The organism is Pseudomonas sp. W4I3, from assembly GCF_030816195.1.
Taxonomy (GTDB): Bacteria; Pseudomonadota; Gammaproteobacteria; order Pseudomonadales; family Pseudomonadaceae; genus Aquipseudomonas.
Window position 1 is genome coordinate 3,828,976 of sequence record NZ_JAUSXS010000001.1, and the last position, 16,958, is coordinate 3,845,933.

General features: G+C 60.4%; 13 protein-coding genes. 9 read left to right on the forward strand and 4 right to left on the reverse strand.

Going from position 1 to position 16,958, the window contains the following annotated elements; translation table 11 throughout:
- Positions 1-5 precede the first annotated feature (5 nt).
- From QF045_RS17405 to QF045_RS17440, 8 genes are all read left to right on the forward strand, one after another.
- Positions 6-5,168: a dermonecrotic toxin domain-containing protein gene (locus tag QF045_RS17405; protein WP_306493309.1), complete on the forward strand. Its 5,163-nt coding sequence runs from the start codon at positions 6-8 to the stop codon at positions 5,166-5,168.
- 128 nt (positions 5,169-5,296) lie between these two features.
- Positions 5,297-6,292 carry a FecR domain-containing protein gene (locus tag QF045_RS17410; RefSeq protein WP_306493310.1) on the forward strand — a complete coding sequence of 332 codons (996 nt, stop codon included), beginning with the start codon at positions 5,297-5,299 and terminating at the stop codon, positions 6,290-6,292.
- Positions 6,293-6,592: 300 nt separating this feature from the next.
- Complete coding sequence (locus QF045_RS17415) at positions 6,593-7,042, forward strand: hypothetical protein (RefSeq protein WP_306493311.1); 450 nt, start codon at positions 6,593-6,595, stop codon at positions 7,040-7,042.
- A complete protein-coding gene (locus QF045_RS17420; RefSeq protein ID WP_306493312.1) occupies positions 7,042-7,590 on the forward strand; it encodes an adhesin in 549 nt (182 codons plus the stop codon). Before QF045_RS17415 ends, QF045_RS17420 begins: the two co-directional genes overlap by 1 nt.
- A gap of 68 nt (positions 7,591-7,658) precedes the next feature.
- The gene (locus tag QF045_RS17425) at positions 7,659-8,396 is read left to right on the forward strand and encodes a hypothetical protein (RefSeq protein ID WP_306493313.1); all 738 of its coding nucleotides are present in this window, start codon (positions 7,659-7,661) and stop codon (positions 8,394-8,396) included.
- 62 nt (positions 8,397-8,458) lie between these two features.
- Positions 8,459-9,139, forward strand: coding sequence for a C39 family peptidase (locus QF045_RS17430; protein WP_306493314.1), 681 nt, complete (start codon positions 8,459-8,461; stop codon positions 9,137-9,139).
- A 37-nt stretch (positions 9,140-9,176) separates the two neighbouring features.
- Positions 9,177-9,923 carry a hypothetical protein gene (locus QF045_RS17435; protein ID WP_306493315.1) on the forward strand — a complete coding sequence of 249 codons (747 nt, stop codon included), beginning with the start codon at positions 9,177-9,179 and terminating at the stop codon, positions 9,921-9,923.
- Positions 9,924-9,972: 49 nt separating this feature from the next.
- Positions 9,973-11,274: a hypothetical protein gene (locus QF045_RS17440; RefSeq protein ID WP_306493316.1), complete on the forward strand. Its 1,302-nt coding sequence runs from the start codon at positions 9,973-9,975 to the stop codon at positions 11,272-11,274.
- A 180-nt stretch (positions 11,275-11,454) separates the two neighbouring features.
- Here QF045_RS17440 and QF045_RS17445 read toward each other — a convergent pair whose 3' ends face one another.
- The gene (locus QF045_RS17445) at positions 11,455-12,780 is read right to left on the reverse strand and encodes a sigma-54 dependent transcriptional regulator (protein WP_306493317.1); all 1,326 of its coding nucleotides are present in this window, start codon (positions 12,778-12,780) and stop codon (positions 11,455-11,457) included.
- A 334-nt stretch (positions 12,781-13,114) separates the two neighbouring features.
- Between QF045_RS17445 and QF045_RS17450 the strand changes: the two genes are divergently transcribed.
- Positions 13,115-13,375, forward strand: coding sequence for a hypothetical protein (locus QF045_RS17450; protein WP_306493318.1), 261 nt, complete (start codon positions 13,115-13,117; stop codon positions 13,373-13,375).
- Between the two features lie 54 nt (positions 13,376-13,429).
- Here QF045_RS17450 and QF045_RS17455 read toward each other — a convergent pair whose 3' ends face one another.
- The 3 genes from QF045_RS17455 to gnd are packed head-to-tail and all read right to left on the reverse strand — an operon-like array spanning position 13,430 to position 16,754.
- A complete protein-coding gene (locus QF045_RS17455) occupies positions 13,430-14,254 on the reverse strand; it encodes an HAD family hydrolase (protein WP_306493319.1) in 825 nt (274 codons plus the stop codon).
- Entirely contained in the window at positions 14,251-15,774 is a 1,524-nt protein-coding gene (gene zwf / locus QF045_RS17460; protein ID WP_306493320.1) for a glucose-6-phosphate dehydrogenase, read from the reverse strand. Before zwf ends, QF045_RS17455 begins: the two co-directional genes overlap by 4 nt.
- A complete protein-coding gene (gene gnd / locus QF045_RS17465; RefSeq protein WP_306493321.1) occupies positions 15,771-16,754 on the reverse strand; it encodes a phosphogluconate dehydrogenase (NAD(+)-dependent, decarboxylating) in 984 nt (327 codons plus the stop codon). The genes zwf and gnd overlap by 4 nt, the downstream gene beginning before the upstream one ends.
- Positions 16,755-16,958: the final 204 nt, after the last annotated feature.

Genomic DNA, 16,958 nt, shown 5'->3' on the forward strand with positions numbered 1-16,958 from the left:
ACGGCATGGCTCGCTTGACCCCACCTTATTTTTTCGATGAATACCTGCTTCCCGTCAAACGCAACGCACCCACCGAGCGTGAGCGAGCGCTTGGGTTCACCGTAAAGGACCTGGATTGGCTGCAAACGCTCTACTACGCCACCGACGCTGCACGGCAAAACGCCAAGCCCCCCAAAGACCCGATGAAAGCGGAAAGCCTGCTGATCAACCTTACCGACAAACCCGCCCTCCCCTTGGCGGGCGCGTTCATGATGAGCCCCACCCCGGATGCCAAAGGCGCTGTGCTCTATACCCCCTATGGCGGCCTTGAGTTATTCGACAGCTCCACCGCGCTGATCGATGAGCTGGAAGAGCGCTTGAAAAAGCCAGATGAACGGGTGGAGCTGTTGCGATTCCTGTCTATCAGCCAGCGCGACGCAATTGCGGCCGATGCGCCGCTGGCGGTCACCCACACGGTGATCCCTGGGGCGGTCATGGAACATCAGGAACAGACGATCCTGGCCAACCAGCGCAGCAACGTCGAGGCGATGCTCGCCCAATTGCGCCAACTGCCCAACCTGCACGAAATGCTCGACACATTGCTCGGTATTATGGCCCGCAGCGCCTTTCCACGCCTGAACCAAAGCGACACTCGAGTTAATTTTTTCAGCCGCGGCGGCGTCGGCGAGGACAGCCACTGGGTCGCCTCCACCTCGTTGCGCGACGCGCTGCTGCACTTTTATGCAAGGCAAGGCTGGCCTGCCGAGCAGACCCACAGTTTCTTCAACCCACGCCATGACACCAGCGCCTTTACCCAGGAGCAACGGGACAATGATCAACTGCGCTGGGACAGCGTGGTCGAGCAAACCAGCGGTATCTTATCGAAACTGCTCAACAGCCTGGTGCAAACCTACTGGAACGAAGACTTCGGAACTGGCCAGTCTCGCCTGGCGTTCTTTGCCCAGGTCAGCCGTGACAAATTTCGCGCGGACCTGCTGTTCAAACGCCAGAATTGCATCCTGTCCACCGACGAAAGCCGCAAGCTGCAGGCGCTGCTGCTGCCGAGCCAGGCCGCGCGCAGCGCCTTGGACGGCCAATTGCGCATCGAGAAAGTCCGTATTCGTGCGCGGTATCAACATCATGTTGAACTGGCCAGTACCCTGATGATCAACAACGACCACGCCTACCTGTATACCCAGAATCGTGGCCTGCAGGTGCTTAAAGATCTGGACGACCTCCACGCCACCCTGCTGACGATGCTCAAGGCCGCCGGCTACGAAGATGAGCTGCTCAATTTTCGGTCTTTGGATGAACAGCATGTGTTCATTGGTATGGATCAACCGCAGGTTACCGGTCTGCCCGTGGCTGACGACCTATTCCAGGAAATCGTCGAGGACATTGTCGCCAAGCAATTGAACAATATGGACCACGCCCTGAGGCTTTTTCGACGCAGCAGCGGCACCATCGACCTGGGCGCCTTGCTCGACAGCGCCCTGGATATTCGGTTCATGCTCGACGGCCGTTTGCTCGCGTTGCAAACCGACGGGCGCTGGAGCCTGCACCCCGTCACCGGCCACGACGGCGGCCACACCACCGTCGTGGCGCAACGCACCAAAGGGCATTTGCAACGGCTGGAGGCGATCCAGGCGGCACTCGATCTCGCCCACCGCCAACACCCGACCCTGCACAGCCTGGCGGCGAAGGCGCTGGATGCACAGCTCACGAAAAGCCTGCTGGACCTGCATGCCGATGATGTCTACATCAATACCTACACCACGACGCCGCAGGAGCTTGAACTGCGCTTACCCCAGGCATCGTCAACTATGGTCGAACACTTTATCGCGCGCCTGGCCGGAAAGGCCCAGGCGCTGACGCTGTCGTCACTGACCGAGTTCTACGGCAAGCGCGTCGAGGGTGCCGCTGCCAAGCGCCACAACTTGACACTGGCCACCTTCAATCGGGTGGTCGAGCAGGCCCTGGCGGACTTCACGCCACACGTCCTGCGCACTCAGCTGGGCGCGTTCCTGGACACTGAACTGCGCCGTCTCAGCCTGGGCATGCTGCAGGGGCTGAGTGGGGAAATGCAATTGCGCCAGCTGGAGAAAAGCCTCGCGCCCCGCGAGTTGGCGCTGCTTGACAGCGTGCTCAAGGCTGACAGCATGACGCGCCGAACCCGCCACGGCCTCAACGGCTTCATACCGGATGCCTTCGGCCTCGCACTCTACGTCGGCACCCAAGCCGAGCCCGAGGCCCTGGCCAATTGCTTTGTATTGAGCGAACGCGGCGGACTCGACCCGCTGCATTCCGGTATTGCGCTGCTGTGGACACCCCGCCATGGCTACGAGGCCTACACCTCGGTCACTTACCTGCGCCAGAAATTGACACAACGCCTGGGCGATCCCACGCAACGACTGCTGCTGCTGGAAAACTTACCCGCCTCCAAACGCAAACCCCATCAAACCTTCAGACTCGGCCCCCTGCAGCGTATCGACGACCACTTGTTGAACAACCGCCAAGGCAGTTACAGCCGACTCGTGCAGTCCGAAGTTGACCCTGTGCTGCTGATGAACCTGAGCGCGCGGGCATTGCAGGACTGGCTGGACGCCTTGATGCGCCGCCCGCCGCCGTCAGGCCTGCCCAGAAGCATCGCGATCGCCCAAGCCGTACTCCGCCAGCAAGGCCTACCAGTGTGGCTGGGCATGGCGCGCCCCCACGAGCAGATTCTGCATGCCGAGCTGTTGGAACAGTACCGCCTCAGCGCACCGCAGGAGCGGGACTACCTTAACGGCATCATCCCGATGCGCCAGCAGGCGGCGACGACCCTTTCCAACCTGCTCAATGCGCGGTTTCCGGGGCAACTGGTGGATCCGGACAATGTGCTGATCGCGCCTCGTATCGACCTCAAGGGGCCTATCCAGACCCTGACGGACTTTGCCTTGCGCCACTGGCCGGTGCTGCGCGCCGAAGATATTCGACTCAGTTCGCGCAGCGCCCTACCACTGCCGTCCGGGTTGGACGGCAACGCCGTGGTGCAGATGGTGCGTCAACTGAACCTCAAGGAGCTGTATCAGGCGCACCTCAAGCGCTATCTGGACGGCCAAGGCGATGATGCGCTCGAGCGTCGTGACCTGTTCTGTCGGCAGCTGCCTTGGCAGGTGCTGCAGTACGCCCATGAACAAAGGCTAGATGAGCGGCTGTCGGCCACGGCCTGGAGTTTTGTTCAGCAAGTCTTCGACATGCCCGATGCCATGGCGCGCGCCATGATCCACGGCGTGACGGCGACCATTCGCCCCCTTGAACTGATCGCCACGCCGGGCGCCAACCCGGCCAAGGCCCTGGGCTGCTATTTGATCAGCCCCCAGGCGGGTGCCACCGGCCCCACGCTGCTGTATGCACCCTACAGTCCCACGCATTTGCTCAAGGAGTACATCGGCGAGTCGGCCCTGCTCGATGAGTTCACCAGCCCAGGGGCTTTGCAGAACTGGGTGGTCAGTCGCCTGCAGGATTCCGATCAGGCGACCTACCGCAATTTGCTGCGCCAGCATGCGCTTGGCGAGTTATCGGACGTCCGTCTGGGCAACACGCCCATTTCCGGCAACCTGCTGCCACGCCTGTTCGCGGACAACCTCATTCAGCTGTCGCAAATGCTCGCGTGCCAATTCATCCTGGGCGCGAAGGCACAGTGGGACGCGATGACCAGCCTGCTGAGCGAGGGCATTCCCAAGGGCCTTCAATTCATGGCCGGCAAACTGGCCTACCCCTTGGTGATCTGGCGCAGCTTCAATTTGTTCAAGCAGTCGGCCGAAGATTTGCAGCAACACCGCTGGCAACACGGGTTAAAGACGTTTATCGCCGGTGTGGCCGAAATGGCCGCCTTGCGCCGGGAGCTGGACGGGCTCGTGCCCGACACCGCGACGCCCCAGTCAACCACCACGGTGGAACAATGGCTTGACGCCCCCGCGCCAGCGGCAATGGCCTTGGCGACCCTGGATGTGACAGCGCCCCAGCGCACCCAACTGAGCCGGTTCGAAAACACGCGGGTCAGCCTAAAAAACTTGAAAAAAAGCCCTTCGACCCACGTTTACAAGGATGAGGCCAACCAGCGTGATTTCGTGCCGATGGCCGGCAAGGTCTACCCGGTGAAAAAATCGGGTCAACACTGGCGCCTGAGTGACGGTGACCGGCACGGCCCTTATGTGCAGCGCAATGACGATGGTGATTGGGTGCTGGACCTGGACCTGCATCATCCGCGCTACGGCAAGACCCTCTCCAAATACACTTACAGGGCCTTTACCCGCGCGGGCGAGCGCGAGGCCATCAATATCGAGGCGGTGGGCATACCCGCCATTGCCGCGCTTTCTAGCTGGAAGGCGCTGTGCATCAACGAAGCGCTCAACGTGGCGACGTATTACGCGGTAACGTGCAAACGCAACCTGGTGCACTTTGCCGACCTGCGCGATCCGAACAGTCGTCTTGGGGGCTTTTTCACGGAAATGTTCGGCGTTGTCAGCCTGACGCCCGAGCAGGTGCAACGAATCGAAGCCCGCGTCGACGAGGTGCTCGATGAACTGGTCAACCCCACACTGATCAACCCTGATTCGATGCGGTTCGTCTGTGGCACCCACCACGCTGGCGGCCAAGATACCTTTGCCTTCGTGCTGCCTGATGATGCGCAGAAGAAGATCTACCTGCTTAACCGGTTCTTCGACCCCAACATGGACGCCTATTACAATCGTTTGACCGTGCCGTTCGATATCTCGGCCCACGCGCGCGCCACCGTGTTGATCCATGAGATCACGCACTTGACGTCTTCGACCGAAGACTTGGCCTACCTCGACAGCATGCGACCGTTCCCGGACCTGATCAATGTGAAGATCCATGGCGCCGCGCAGATGAAAACCGATCTGACCGACATGCGTGAAACCGCACTTTCGGTGTTGACGCCAAGCATCTACTTATTCAAGAGCCTGGACGCGCTCACCCAGCAGTGGAACGATTACGGCAGCGGCCAGGGCACTTCGGCGCTCAAGGACAAGGTGCTGAGTACCACCGGCGCTCGGAGCCTGGCAGATGCCCGGTCCGTGTTCATGAGCGACGCCGACCGGCGCCTCGACACGATCCTGGCCAACGCCGACTCGGTCACCTGCCTGATCAGCCAACTGGGCCGAGAGCTGGATGCCGGTGCCTGACAGGTCGCCAGCGGGCGCTGGCCCCGTGTGCTTCAGAGAGATTCATTCTCATTGATGCTCATTTGCCATGATGGCGGTTCTCGCCGTGCTGCCTGGGAGGTTAGAATGGCGCAAATCAGGATGTGTTAATGACCGATAAGCCCGTTTCCGAAGCCGAGTATGACGCCATCACCGATGCGGCCGCGCAGTGGTGCATGCGTTTGCATGCGAGCGACTGCACGGTGGCGGAGCGCCAGGCCTTCACTCAATGGCACGACGCTCATCCGCTGCACGCCTTTGAATATGCGGCGATGCTGGAAATCTGGGACGTGGCCGATCATCTGCCGCGCACCGCGCCGGCACCCGTGGTGCTGGCGTTCAAACCTCGTCCGCGCTGGCGCACCTATGCGGTCGCAGCCGCTATTTGCCTCGCAGCGTTACCGCTCGCTGCGTTCACTGGCTGGGAGGCCGGCTGGTTGCCCAGTTCCTATAAGCATTTCCAGGCGGTCAATGGCTTGCGCAGCGTCACCCTCGGCGATGGCAGCGAAGTGGAATTGAACCTGGGCACTGAACTGGTCTACAGCGCTTACAAAGACCGACGCCAGGTCAAGTTGAAAAAAGGTGAAGCGTTTTTCAAGGTCACTCATGACAGCGATCATCCGTTTATCGTGCAGGCTGGCGCTGGACAGGTGCGGGTGACGGGCACCCAGTTCAATGTCTGGACCTATGAAGACCAGGTCCGAGTGATGCTGCTCGAGGGCTCGGTGCAGATCGCCAGCGACTCGGTGCATGGCAGCGTGCCGCTTACCCCGGGCATGCAGGCCAGCTACCAGCGCGGCGACGCTACCCCGCGTGTGGCCACGACCAGGCCCAATGACCCCGCGCTGGCATGGCGCACGGGTAAGCTGGTGCTCGACAACCTGGCCCTGGCCGATGCCCTGCCGCTGATCAACCGCTACCTGGACAAGCCCGCAATGCTGGCGGATGCAGGCACAGGGGCCATTCGCATCGGTGGTATTTACAACCTCAGTGAAGTCAACAACCTCATCCCTTCCCTGCCCAAGGTGCTGCCGGTCTACCTGACCCAGAATCAGGATGGCAACCCGGTACTCAATTCCATTCCGCGTAAAACCCCCAAGGGCTGAGCACGCGCCTGTAGCGTCAACTGTCCATTTTTGAAACAGCCCAATGTCCTGAATCGCCCCGTGGGTGCGGATTCATCGCTTTGTCATGGGCAGTGTTTCATCGATGAGACAGCAGGCGTGAGCGGCCGGGCATATCGCGTTTCAGGGCGACTGTCTCACGGCTGAAACACTATCGCCGACGTATCCTCCAGCGCCGATCGCAACACCTTGAATCCACAGCAAAAACAAAAAGCGGCACGCCTTCTGCTCTGTTCCTGACAACGCTGTTTAGGGTCAGCGTGAATAATAAGGACTGCCGCCGTGAACACACTCACTCAAGCCTCGATAAACGCACTGTTGATCAGTTGCGTGCTCAGTGCCGGCATCAGCCTGCCGAGCCAGGCCGGTGACGGCGTGATCGTGACGGGACGTGTGGTGCAAGGCCATATGTACGGGCGCACCTCCCTCCCCGACCCCTACCCCAATACCGCCAACGCCAATCCCAGCAAAGAAGTGATCAGCGCCATTTCCGGTGAACTCAGCGATGTGGACATCGGCGGTATCCGCAGCGGTTCCAGCCTGACACCTGCCCTGCAGCCCAGCGGCAACCTGTCGGGCTTGAGCGCCACGCAAAACGGCATGTCGACCCTCGGTTCCGGCGCGGCCGCCGGCCACGGCGCGGGCAGCGGCATGGGTGGGCAGATCAGTGATTCGATCCAGCGCGGCATGGCCCCCTTGAACAACCTCGGCAGCATGATGGGGGGCAAGTGATGAGGCGCTTGGTGTGGTTGTTAGCGCTGCTGGGCAGCGCGTCGACAATGGCTGACGACAGCGCCGTGGTCGACAACAGCGGCAAACAGTACCAGGGCGTCCTGTCGATCAACCAGGCGGCCGGTACCCAGCAGCAAATGTCCAATAGCCGCGCCATCGTTCTCGGCGGCCAGGCCACCACGGTCAACATCCAGAAACTCGACGGCAACGTCGACCCGTCCCTGAACGCCAAGGCGGCGATCCTGGGCACCTCTTTTACCAACGGCAACGGTGTACTGGGCATCAACCAGTCGGCCGGGGCCAATAATCAATCGATCAACGCTGTGCGGATCAGCCTCAACCCTGGCCCGCAAAGCATCGATGACAGCGTCCTGTTGCAACAGAACACGACGCAGTTGACCGACTCAGGGCTCACCCCCACCACTGGCAGCCGCCAGGTCGTGACCAGCGACCAGGCCTTCACCGGCAGCCGAGGAGTGATTCAGGTGAACCAGAGTGCCGGGGTGGGGAACCGAGTGGCTAACACCCTGGGCATCACTATCAAGTAAATGCTTGGTAGCACTGGCTGGACCGTACCAACACTTAACCCAACTAATTAGAAGCAAGGAGAAACACCATGAAACCTCAAATGGCCCTGAAACCAATGGTTTTCGCGCTCGCCGCACTCATGGCTGCCGCCGCTCAAGCAGGGGGTGGCTGGCATCCGGCGCCGCAACCTACCGGTACGGTTGCCGCTGTGGTCACTGACGTACAAAAAAGCGAACACAACAAATTCGACGACACCAATACCGAAAACAATGCCTCTGCTGACGGTTCGGTAACCGGCAACAGCGGTAACGTCGGGGTCAACGTGCAGTCGGGCTCCGGCAACCAGGCGGATAACGCCGGTGCCATCTCCAGTGCCAAGGGCGACTTTGCCACGGTGTTCGCGGTGATTGATGTGGACCAAGGCAGCAGCCACAACAACTTCGTCAACAAAGGCACGCAAAACAACGCCTCCCTGGACAACTCGGTCAACGGCAACTCCGGTAACGTGGGTTACAACGGCCAGGCCGGCCAAGGCAACCAGGGTAAGAACAACCTGGCAATCACCACCGCCGACGGCAAGAACATCGCGGCGGCTTCCAATACCGAGCAGAACTCGCTCAACAACAGCTACCTCAACACGGCCGTCAGCAGCCACGGCTATGGCAAACCGCAGTATGTGTCCAACAACTCCAGCCTCGACAACTCGGTTAACCACAACTCCGGCAACGTGGGTGTGAACATTCAATCGGGCGGTGGCAACGGGGCCAGCAACAGCCTGTCGATCGGTCAAGGTTGCAGCGTCTGCGCCAGCGGCGTGCGCTTCTGATCCAACGGGGCCTTGGCAACAAGGCCCTTTTTTTATTCCAGTGTCCAGCAGGTCATTCGATCATGCGCATCGCGACCCTTACCCTCCTGATGTTGCTCACCGGCACTACCTGGGCAGGCACCATGGCAATCTCCGCCATGCCCGGCGGTGCAGTGATCTTCAAGAAGGTCGAGAGCATTCGTGAACGCCGGTTCGCCAACCTGGTGGAACAGAAAACCGATTTCAGCTGCGGTGCCGCGGCACTCGCCACCATCCTGCGCCAGGCCTATTGGCTGGACGTCGACGAAGACCACATCATCAAAGGCATGCTGGTCACCGCCGACCAGGACCTGGTGCGTACCCAGGGTTTTTCCATGCTGGACATGAAGCGCTACCTCGAAAGCATCGGCATGCGCGCCCGGGGCTACAAGATCGCTCCGGACACCCTGACGACCGTGAAAATCCCCGTGGTGGTGCTGCTGGAAATTCGTGGCTACAAGCACTTCGTGGTGATGCAGCGGGCCGACAAGGACTGGGTGTATATCGGCGACCCGGTGCTGGGCCATAAGCGCTACTCGCGGGATGACTTCGTCAAGGGTTGGAATGGCATCGTGTTCGCCGTATTGGGTGAAGGCTACGACAAGGCCAACGTTTTGCTCGACCCGCCTGCGCCGCTGACCGCCAAGAACCAGATGAATGAGTTCAGGCCCGTGGGCGACGCCGAGCTGATGGATTTCGGTTTTATCCAGAGCGACTTCTTCTAGAAGCGCAATAAGGGGCAGGACGCTCCAGGAGCAAAAGATGAACACTTCCCGTTGGCTGACGGTTTTGTGTCTGGCAGCCTCGATGCCCGCTTATGCTTCGTCGGGTTTCAAACCGATCGAACTCAAGGATTCGGAAATGGCCGAGCTGCGCGGCCGCTATGTGATGCCGGGGCGAATCATCAGCTTCGGCATTGTCATGAGCAGCACCTGGACCAATGCCGTGGGTGACAGCATCACCGGCAAGGCCAGCCTGCAACTCGACAAGACCACCATCACCCCGCAGTTCTACGTGCAAACCACTGGCTCGGCCGGAACCGGGAGCAACCAGAACACCGGGGCCGGCAACGTGGTCGGTGGCGCGGGACTTGGCACTGGCCAGGGCGTGGTACAAAGCGTACGCACCGCCGGCGATGGCAACACGGCCCACAACACGGTCGGCATCAACGTCACGCAGGACGGCTTCGCGCCTGCCAATCTCGTGCAATCCGGGCAAGTATTGGTGGCCGGTGGCACCGTTTCGGGTGACAGCCCGGCAGGCCATGTCAGCGTGTCGGCCAATAATGGCGGCCTGCAGATGGCGATCCAGGCCAACCACAACCAAGGCAACAGCCTGCAGCAGATCGGCGCCGGGAATGTGCTGCAAGGCACCGTGTTGACCGGCAACGCCAACTTCGTCAACAACATGACCCAACTCAACGTCGTGATGAACAATAACGGTTTGAACAACGGCGCGTTGAACTGCAACCTGGATCAACTCAAAGGCCTACGCACGCTTGGTTATTGAACTACGCTGACCCTCGACACTTACGCATTAGAAAAGGACGGCTTATTTCATGCATCGATCGTTATCGCTCCGCGCGGTGGTCTGTCTAAGTACGCTATTGCCCTCATCCGTGTTGTATGCAGCGCCGGATGCCGATATCGAAACCCTCAAGCAGGAACTCCTGGAACTCAAGCAACGCTACGACGTGCAGCAAAAGGCCCTGGCCGTGCTGGAGCAACGTGTACGCCAAGTGGAAGACCAACCGGCAGCGCCCGCGCCCAGGCGCCTGGCCAAATCCCCCGCCGACTTCAAGAAAGGCGGCACCGTCGTCGCCGGCACGGGCGCGGCGGCGGCATCGGGTGGCGCGGGCGGCGGCGGCAGTTCCTACGGCCAGTCGCTGAAGGACGATTCCGCCCCCGCGCAAAGCGTGAGCAACCTGTATAACGAAGCCAGCGGCTTTTTCGGCAACGGCAAGTTCAGCTTCGAAACCGGCGTGACCTATGCCCGTTATGACGCCCGTCAGTTGACCCTCAATGGCTTCCTGGCGCTGGACTCGATCTTCCTCGGCAACATCAACCTGGACCGGATCAAGTCGGACAGCTGGACCCTGGACCTGACCGGGCGCTACAACGTCGACAATCGCTGGCAGTTCGACCTGAACGTGCCGGTGGTCTACCGCGACTCGACCTACCAGTCCGCTGGCGCCGGCAACGATGCCACGGCCACCTCGGAAGGCTCCGTCACCCGCGACCCCACCATCGGCGACGTCAATTTCGGCGTGGCGTACAAGTTTCTCGATGAAACCCCTACCCTGCCAGATGCGGTGGTATCGGTACGGGTGAAGGCGCCTACGGGTAAAGAGCCGTTTGGCATCAAACTGGTCAAGCAGCCCAACAACGACAACCTCTACCTGCCGGAAAGCCTGCCGACGGGCAACGGCGTCTGGTCGATCACGCCGGGCATTTCCCTGGTCAAGACCTTCGACCCCGCGGTGCTGTTCGGCTCGCTGTCCTACACCCACAACTTCGAAGACTCCTTCGATGACATCAGCAGTGAAGTCAACCAGAAGGTTGGAGGCAAGGTACGCCTGGGCGACAGCTTCCAGGTCGGCCTCGGCGTAGCGTTCGCGCTCAATGAGAAAATGAGTATGTCGTTCTCGGTGTCGGACCTGGTCCAGCGCAAAAGCAAGCTCAAGCCGGACGGTGGCGACTGGCAGTCGGTGGTCTCCAGCGATGCCAACGCCGGCTACTTCAACGTGGGCATGACCATTGCCGCATCGGATAACCTGACCATCGTGCCGAACCTGGCGATTGGGATGACCGACGATGCGCCGGACTTTACCTTCAGCCTGAAATTCCCGTACTACTTCTGAATCAGTGCGAACGCTTGTTAAATGTGGGAGGGGGCTTGCCCCCGATGGCGGTGGGGCAGTCGATACAGCAGGCGCTGACCCCGCGCTATCGTGGGCAAGCCCCCTCCCACATTTTGATTCGGTTCGGTCAGTTATGACGGTGCAGGCAGCCGCAGCGGCAAGCCACCTCCCACACCTGCCCTAGCGGATCTGGTGTTTGTGCAGCAACCGGTAGAACGTCGGCCGGGAAATGCCCAGTGCGCGGGCCGCGACGCTCAGGTTATCACTGTGCCGGTTGAGTACATCGCACAACGCCTGACGTTCGGCGCGGTGTTTGTAGTCTTCCAATGTAGCCATCGGTGGTGAAACCGCCTGCTCGCCCTGCAGCCCCAGGTCAACCGCTTCGATCTGCCGCCCTTCGGCCAAAACCAGGCCACGGCGCACGCGGTTGGCCAACTCACGCACATTGCCCGGCCACGGGTGTTGGCCCATCGCGACCAAGGCCTCTTCGCTGAAGCTGCGCGGGCGGCGGCCGGTTTCCTGGCTGTAGAAGCGCGAAAAGTGATTGGCCAGCATCGCCACGTCACCGTGGCGTTCGCGCAAGGGCGCCGTGACGACTTGCAGCACGTTCAGGCGGTAATACAGGTCTTCGCGAAAGCTGCCCTTCTCGACGGCGGCCTCAAGGTTCACATGGGTGGCCGCCAGCACCCGCACATCCACGGGGATGGGCTGACTGCCGCCGACACGCTCGATCTGTTTTTCCTGCAGAAACCGCAGCAGATTGGCTTGCAGCTCCATTGGCAGATCGCCGATTTCGTCGAGAAACAGCGTGCCACCGTGGGCGGCCTCGATGCGTCCGACCTTGCGCTGATGGGCACCGGTGAAGGCGCCCTTTTCATGGCCGAAGAGTTCTGATTGGATCAGGTGTTCAGGGATAGCCCCGCAATTGATCGCCACAAACGGCTTGGCGTGTCGCTGGGATTGCCGGTGCAGCGTCTTGGCAACAAGCTCCTTGCCGGTGCCACTGTCGCCACGGATCAGTACCGGGGATTCAGTGGGCGCCAACTTCGACAACAACTTGCGCAGTTCGCGGATGGGGCGGCTGTCGCCCAGCAGTTCATCACCGGGCCCACCCACCGGGGGTTGGCCCTTGCCGCGCAGGCGCGCCATGCCAAAGGCGCGCCCCAGGGTGACCTGCACCCGCGACACATCGAACGGCAAGGTGTGGAAGTCAAAAAACCATTCGCAAACGAAATCACCGACGTTCTGCAAACGCAATACATCCTGGCTGAGTACCGCGATCCACTCGGTGCCGCTACGACCAATCAGCTCCTTGACCGCTTCGGGACGTTCCAGGTGGCAGGGCTGCAACCGCAGCAGGCCTACGTCGCAGGAGCGATCACCTACCGCCTCCAGGGTGCAACTGTCCACTTCCCATCCGACCGTGCGCAAACCGGGCAGTAACCCGTGGCAGTCAGCACAAGGATCAACGACCAGCAAACGGCGTTGGACGGAGGATACGATCATGGGTATTCCTTGACGCCAAAACAGCCAACGTTATTAGAAACAACAGTTTGTGAAGGCTGACACGAACCTTAGCAAAATCTTGACGCGCCCCTTGTACCCTTTCGCTATAAGTACGGGCAAAAAGCCACCTATCTATACGGCACGAGGGTCGGTTGAAAAAATTCGTTCAGCTTTCAAAACAGGCGCTTAGATGACGTTGGTCAGGGAACGTTAAAATTTCTCGCTCTAGCATGTGACCCGCCCCCCACCATCGTGCATCAGTACAAGTAACTCACCGTACGGTCAGCCCAACCGCCGGTACTCACTTGAATGGGCATAGAGAGAGACGACCCACATGAACGCTACGCTGCGCATCAACGACGCTCTTTTGATTGCAGACCGTGCTTTCCAACCCTTTCAGTGCGTGGCCTGGCACGACGGCAATGGCGCCCTCAGCCTGAGCGTGATCGACCGCACCAATACCCGTATCGGCTCCAAACAGCTGTCATCAACTACCTATACCGATCCGGCGCAACTGGAAAACTTGTTGTTGCAGGCGCGCGCCGAACTCGACAAAGACGGCCACCAGTTACAGCAGTGGGTTATGCCCAAGTAAGTCGACAGGGTAACTTCCGATCACCGCACTACAGTGATCGGAAGTTGCACTTACTTATTGTGCGGCAAGAATAAATCGCTCGAACGCTTCGGCAGCGCCGTCCTCGACATTGCTGCCGGTGACCACACTGGCTTGACGCTTGACGGTGTCTTCCGCCTGACCCATGGCAATCGACAGACCGGCCACATGAAACATCGCCGGGTCGTTGCCACCGTCGCCGATGGCCGCCGTTTGCGCAAGCGGCACCCCAAGGTGCGCCGCGATGGTCTTCAAGGCCTCGCCCTTATTGGCCAGCATGGCGGTCACATCCAGGTAAACCGGCTGCGAACGCGACACCTGGGCCAAGCCCTTCACCTTGGGCTGCAACTGCGCCTCCAGCTCCACCAGCAACTGCGTGTTGTTGCTGGCAGCGACGATCTTGTCGACCCGGTCCAGGTACGGCTCGAAACTGTCCACCACCACCGGCCCATACCCCAGGCCATCGGCTTCGCGCTGCGCCATCGGCCCAGGCGGGTCACGGCGCAGCCAGTCACCGTCGGCGAATACCCATACCTCAACGTCCGGCTCGGCCGAAAACAGCGCCAACGTCACCAGCGCCGCTTCGGCCGGCAGATGGTGGGCCACCAGGATGCTGCCGTCCGGGTTGATCAACGTACCGCCATTGAAGCCCGCCACCGGCACATCGATACCGAAGGTCTCGATCAAGTGCAACATGGCCTTGGGTGGCCGCCCGCTGGCCAGGCTGAAAAACACCCCGGCCTGACGCAACGCTTGCACTGCATCGGCGGTGCGCTGGCTCAGGCTGTGATCCGGGTGCAGCAATGTGCCGTCCACGTCACTGAGGATAAAACGGATGGGATGAATCGCGGTATCACTCATCCGAGGCTGTGCCAGGTGCGGCCATCACGGGCCAGCAGCGCATCGGCCGCCGCCGGGCCATCTTCGCCGGCTTTGTAGGTCTGAATACCGTCATCTTCTTTCCAGGCATCGAGGAACGGCTGCACGGCGCGCCAACCGTTCTCGATGTTGTCGGCGCGCTGGAACAGAGTCTGATCGCCGGTCATGCAGTCGTAGATCAGCGTTTCGTAACCGGTCGACGGCTGCATCTCGAAGAAGTCCTTATAGTCGAACCCCAACTCGATATTGGCCATCTCCAGGGTTGGCCCAGGCTTTTTGGCCAGCAGGTCGAACCACATGCCTTCGTTCGGCTGGATCTGGATCTTGAGGTAAGTGGGCTTGAGTTCATCGACTTCGGTGTCGCGAAATTGTGCGTAAGGCGCGTGCTTGAAGCAGATCACGATCTCAGTGTCGCGAATGCTCATGCGCTTGCCGGTGCGCAAATAGAACGGCACGCCAACCCAGCGCCAGTTGTCGATCATCACCTTCAGCGCGACGAAGGTCTCGGTGCTGCTGTCGGGCGCGACGTTGGCTTCTTCACGGTAACCCGGCAGCGACTTGCCGGCGATTTCACCGGCGGTGTACTGGCCACGAACCGAGTTGGCTCGCGCATCTTCCAGCGACCAGGGCCGGATAGCGCCGACCACCTTGGCCTTCTCGCCGCGCACCGCGTCGGCACCGAAGGCTGCCGGCGGCTCCATGGCAACCATGGCGAGCAACTGGAACAGGTGGTTGGGCACCATGTCGCGCAAGGTGCCGGTCTTTTCGAAAAAATTACCTCGGGTTTCCACGCCCACCGTTTCGGCGGCGGTGATTTGCACGTGATCGATGTAATGGTTGTTCCAGAACGCTTCGAACAGCACGTTGGAGAAACGGCTGATGAGGATGTTCTGCACCGTTTCCTTACCCAGGTAGTGGTCGATGCGATAGATCTGTTTCTCGCTCATCACCTTGAGCAGGCACGCGTTCAACGCTTCGGCGGTGGCCAGGTCGGAACCGAAAGGTTTCTCGATGACCACGCGGCGAAAGCCCTCCTCGGTTTCATTGAGCAACCCGGCACTGCCCAGGCGCTGCACCACTTCACTGAAGAAGCGCGGTGCCGTCGCGAGGTAGAACACCGCATTGGCGGTGCCGCTGTCAGCGATTTTCTGCGCGATGTCCGCGTAGGTGCTGTCATCGAGGAAGTCGCCCTCGACGTAGCTGATGCCCTTGGCCAACTGGGCCCACAACTGTGGATCCAGTGCATTGTCGGCACTGCCGCGCACTTTGCTGGCCGCTTCGGTGCGAATGAAGTCCTCGAGTTTCTTGGCAAAGTCAGCGTCGCTGATGGCGTTGTGATCAACACCGACGATACGCAAGCCATCGCCCAAGAGCCCGTCGCGGCTCAGGTTGTACAGCGCCGGCATCAGCAGGCGCTTGACCAGGTCACCATGGGCGCCAAACAGAAACAACGTGGTCGGTGGAGCAGGTTCGGCCTTGGGTTTCTTGCCGTTGGCGGTCATTTTTTGGAAGTCTCCACGTGGCCGCCAAAGCCGAAGCGCATGGCCGAAAGCATTTTGTCACCGTAGGTGCTCTGCTGGCGCGAACGGAAACGAGCAAACAATGACGTCGACAGCACCGGTACCGGCACCGCTTGTTCCATGGCCGCCTCGATGGTCCAACGGCCTTCGCCGCTGTCGGCCACGGAGCCGGAATAGCCGTCCAGCTTCGGATCGGTCGCCAGGGCATCGGCGGTCAGGTCCAACAGCCACGACGAAACCACGCTGCCACGGCGCCAGACTTCGGCGATGTCGGCGACGTTCAGGTCAAAACGCTGATCTTCCGGCAGGTTTTCCGAGTTCTTGGTCTTGAGGATGTCAAAACCTTCGGCAAACGCCTGCATCATTCCGTATTCAATACCGTTGTGGATCATTTTGACGAAGTGCCCCGAGCCTGCAGGGCCGGCATGGATGTAACCCTGCTCGGCGCGTGGGTCAGCAGAGGCCGAACGGTCCTTGGTGCGTGGGATGCTGCCAATTCCAGGGGCGAGGCTCTTGAAGATCGGGTCCAGGCGCTGCACAGTTTCCACGTCGCCACCAATCATCATGCAATAGCCACGTTCCAGGCCCCAGACACCGCCGGATGTGCCGACGTCGACGTAGTGCAGGCCCTTCTCTGCCAGGGCCTTGCCGCGACGCACGTCGTCCTTGTAATTGGTATTGCCGCCATCGATGATCACGTCGCCGCTTTCGAGCAGCTCACTCAGCTCATTGATGGTGTCTTCGGTAGGCGCGCCTGCCGGTAGCATCACCCACACCGCACGTGGCTTCTGCAGCCCGGCCACCAGGGCCTCCAGGCCGCCGACGCCGGTGGCGCCCTCCTCGCTCAAGCCTTTGACGAAGGCTTCGTTACGGTCACATACAACGGTGGTATGCCCATTGAGCATCAGGCGCCGCGCAATATTACCGCCCATGCGGCCTAGTCCGATAATCCCCAGTTGCATGTGCTGATGCTCCTAACTACAAAAAAATGTGTGACATAGTTTATAGCGCAATGAGGCTAATGAGGGTTAGTCCAGAGCCGATTGCCATAGTTTCATGGCAAAAAAAGCGCGCGCAGCGATGAACCCAGGCAAAAAGTCACAGCGACCATGAAAAATAAAAAAGTTCCATTACGATGAAAAAGAAATCAGAATTGACCCTGACGT

Excerpts from the sequence above, each read along its gene's own strand:
- gnd (WP_306493321.1), bottom strand. The coding sequence starts at position 16,754 with ATGCAACTGGGGATTATCGGACTAGGCCGCATGGGCGGTAATATTGCG.
- QF045_RS17405 (WP_306493309.1), top strand. The coding sequence starts at position 6 with ATGGCTCGCTTGACCCCACCTTATTTTTTCGATGAATACCTGCTTCCC.
- zwf (WP_306493320.1), bottom strand. The coding sequence starts at position 15,774 with ATGACCGCCAACGGCAAGAAACCCAAGGCCGAACCTGCTCCACCGACC.
- QF045_RS17450 (WP_306493318.1), top strand. The coding sequence starts at position 13,115 with ATGAACGCTACGCTGCGCATCAACGACGCTCTTTTGATTGCAGACCGT.
- QF045_RS17435 (WP_306493315.1), top strand. The coding sequence starts at position 9,177 with ATGAACACTTCCCGTTGGCTGACGGTTTTGTGTCTGGCAGCCTCGATG.
- QF045_RS17425 (WP_306493313.1), top strand. The coding sequence starts at position 7,659 with ATGAAACCTCAAATGGCCCTGAAACCAATGGTTTTCGCGCTCGCCGCA.
- QF045_RS17420 (WP_306493312.1), top strand. The coding sequence starts at position 7,042 with ATGAGGCGCTTGGTGTGGTTGTTAGCGCTGCTGGGCAGCGCGTCGACA.
- QF045_RS17455 (WP_306493319.1), bottom strand. The coding sequence starts at position 14,254 with ATGAGTGATACCGCGATTCATCCCATCCGTTTTATCCTCAGTGACGTG.
- QF045_RS17445 (WP_306493317.1), bottom strand. The coding sequence starts at position 12,780 with ATGATCGTATCCTCCGTCCAACGCCGTTTGCTGGTCGTTGATCCTTGT.
- QF045_RS17440 (WP_306493316.1), top strand. The coding sequence starts at position 9,973 with ATGCATCGATCGTTATCGCTCCGCGCGGTGGTCTGTCTAAGTACGCTA.
- QF045_RS17430 (WP_306493314.1), top strand. The coding sequence starts at position 8,459 with ATGCGCATCGCGACCCTTACCCTCCTGATGTTGCTCACCGGCACTACC.
- QF045_RS17410 (WP_306493310.1), top strand. The coding sequence starts at position 5,297 with ATGACCGATAAGCCCGTTTCCGAAGCCGAGTATGACGCCATCACCGAT.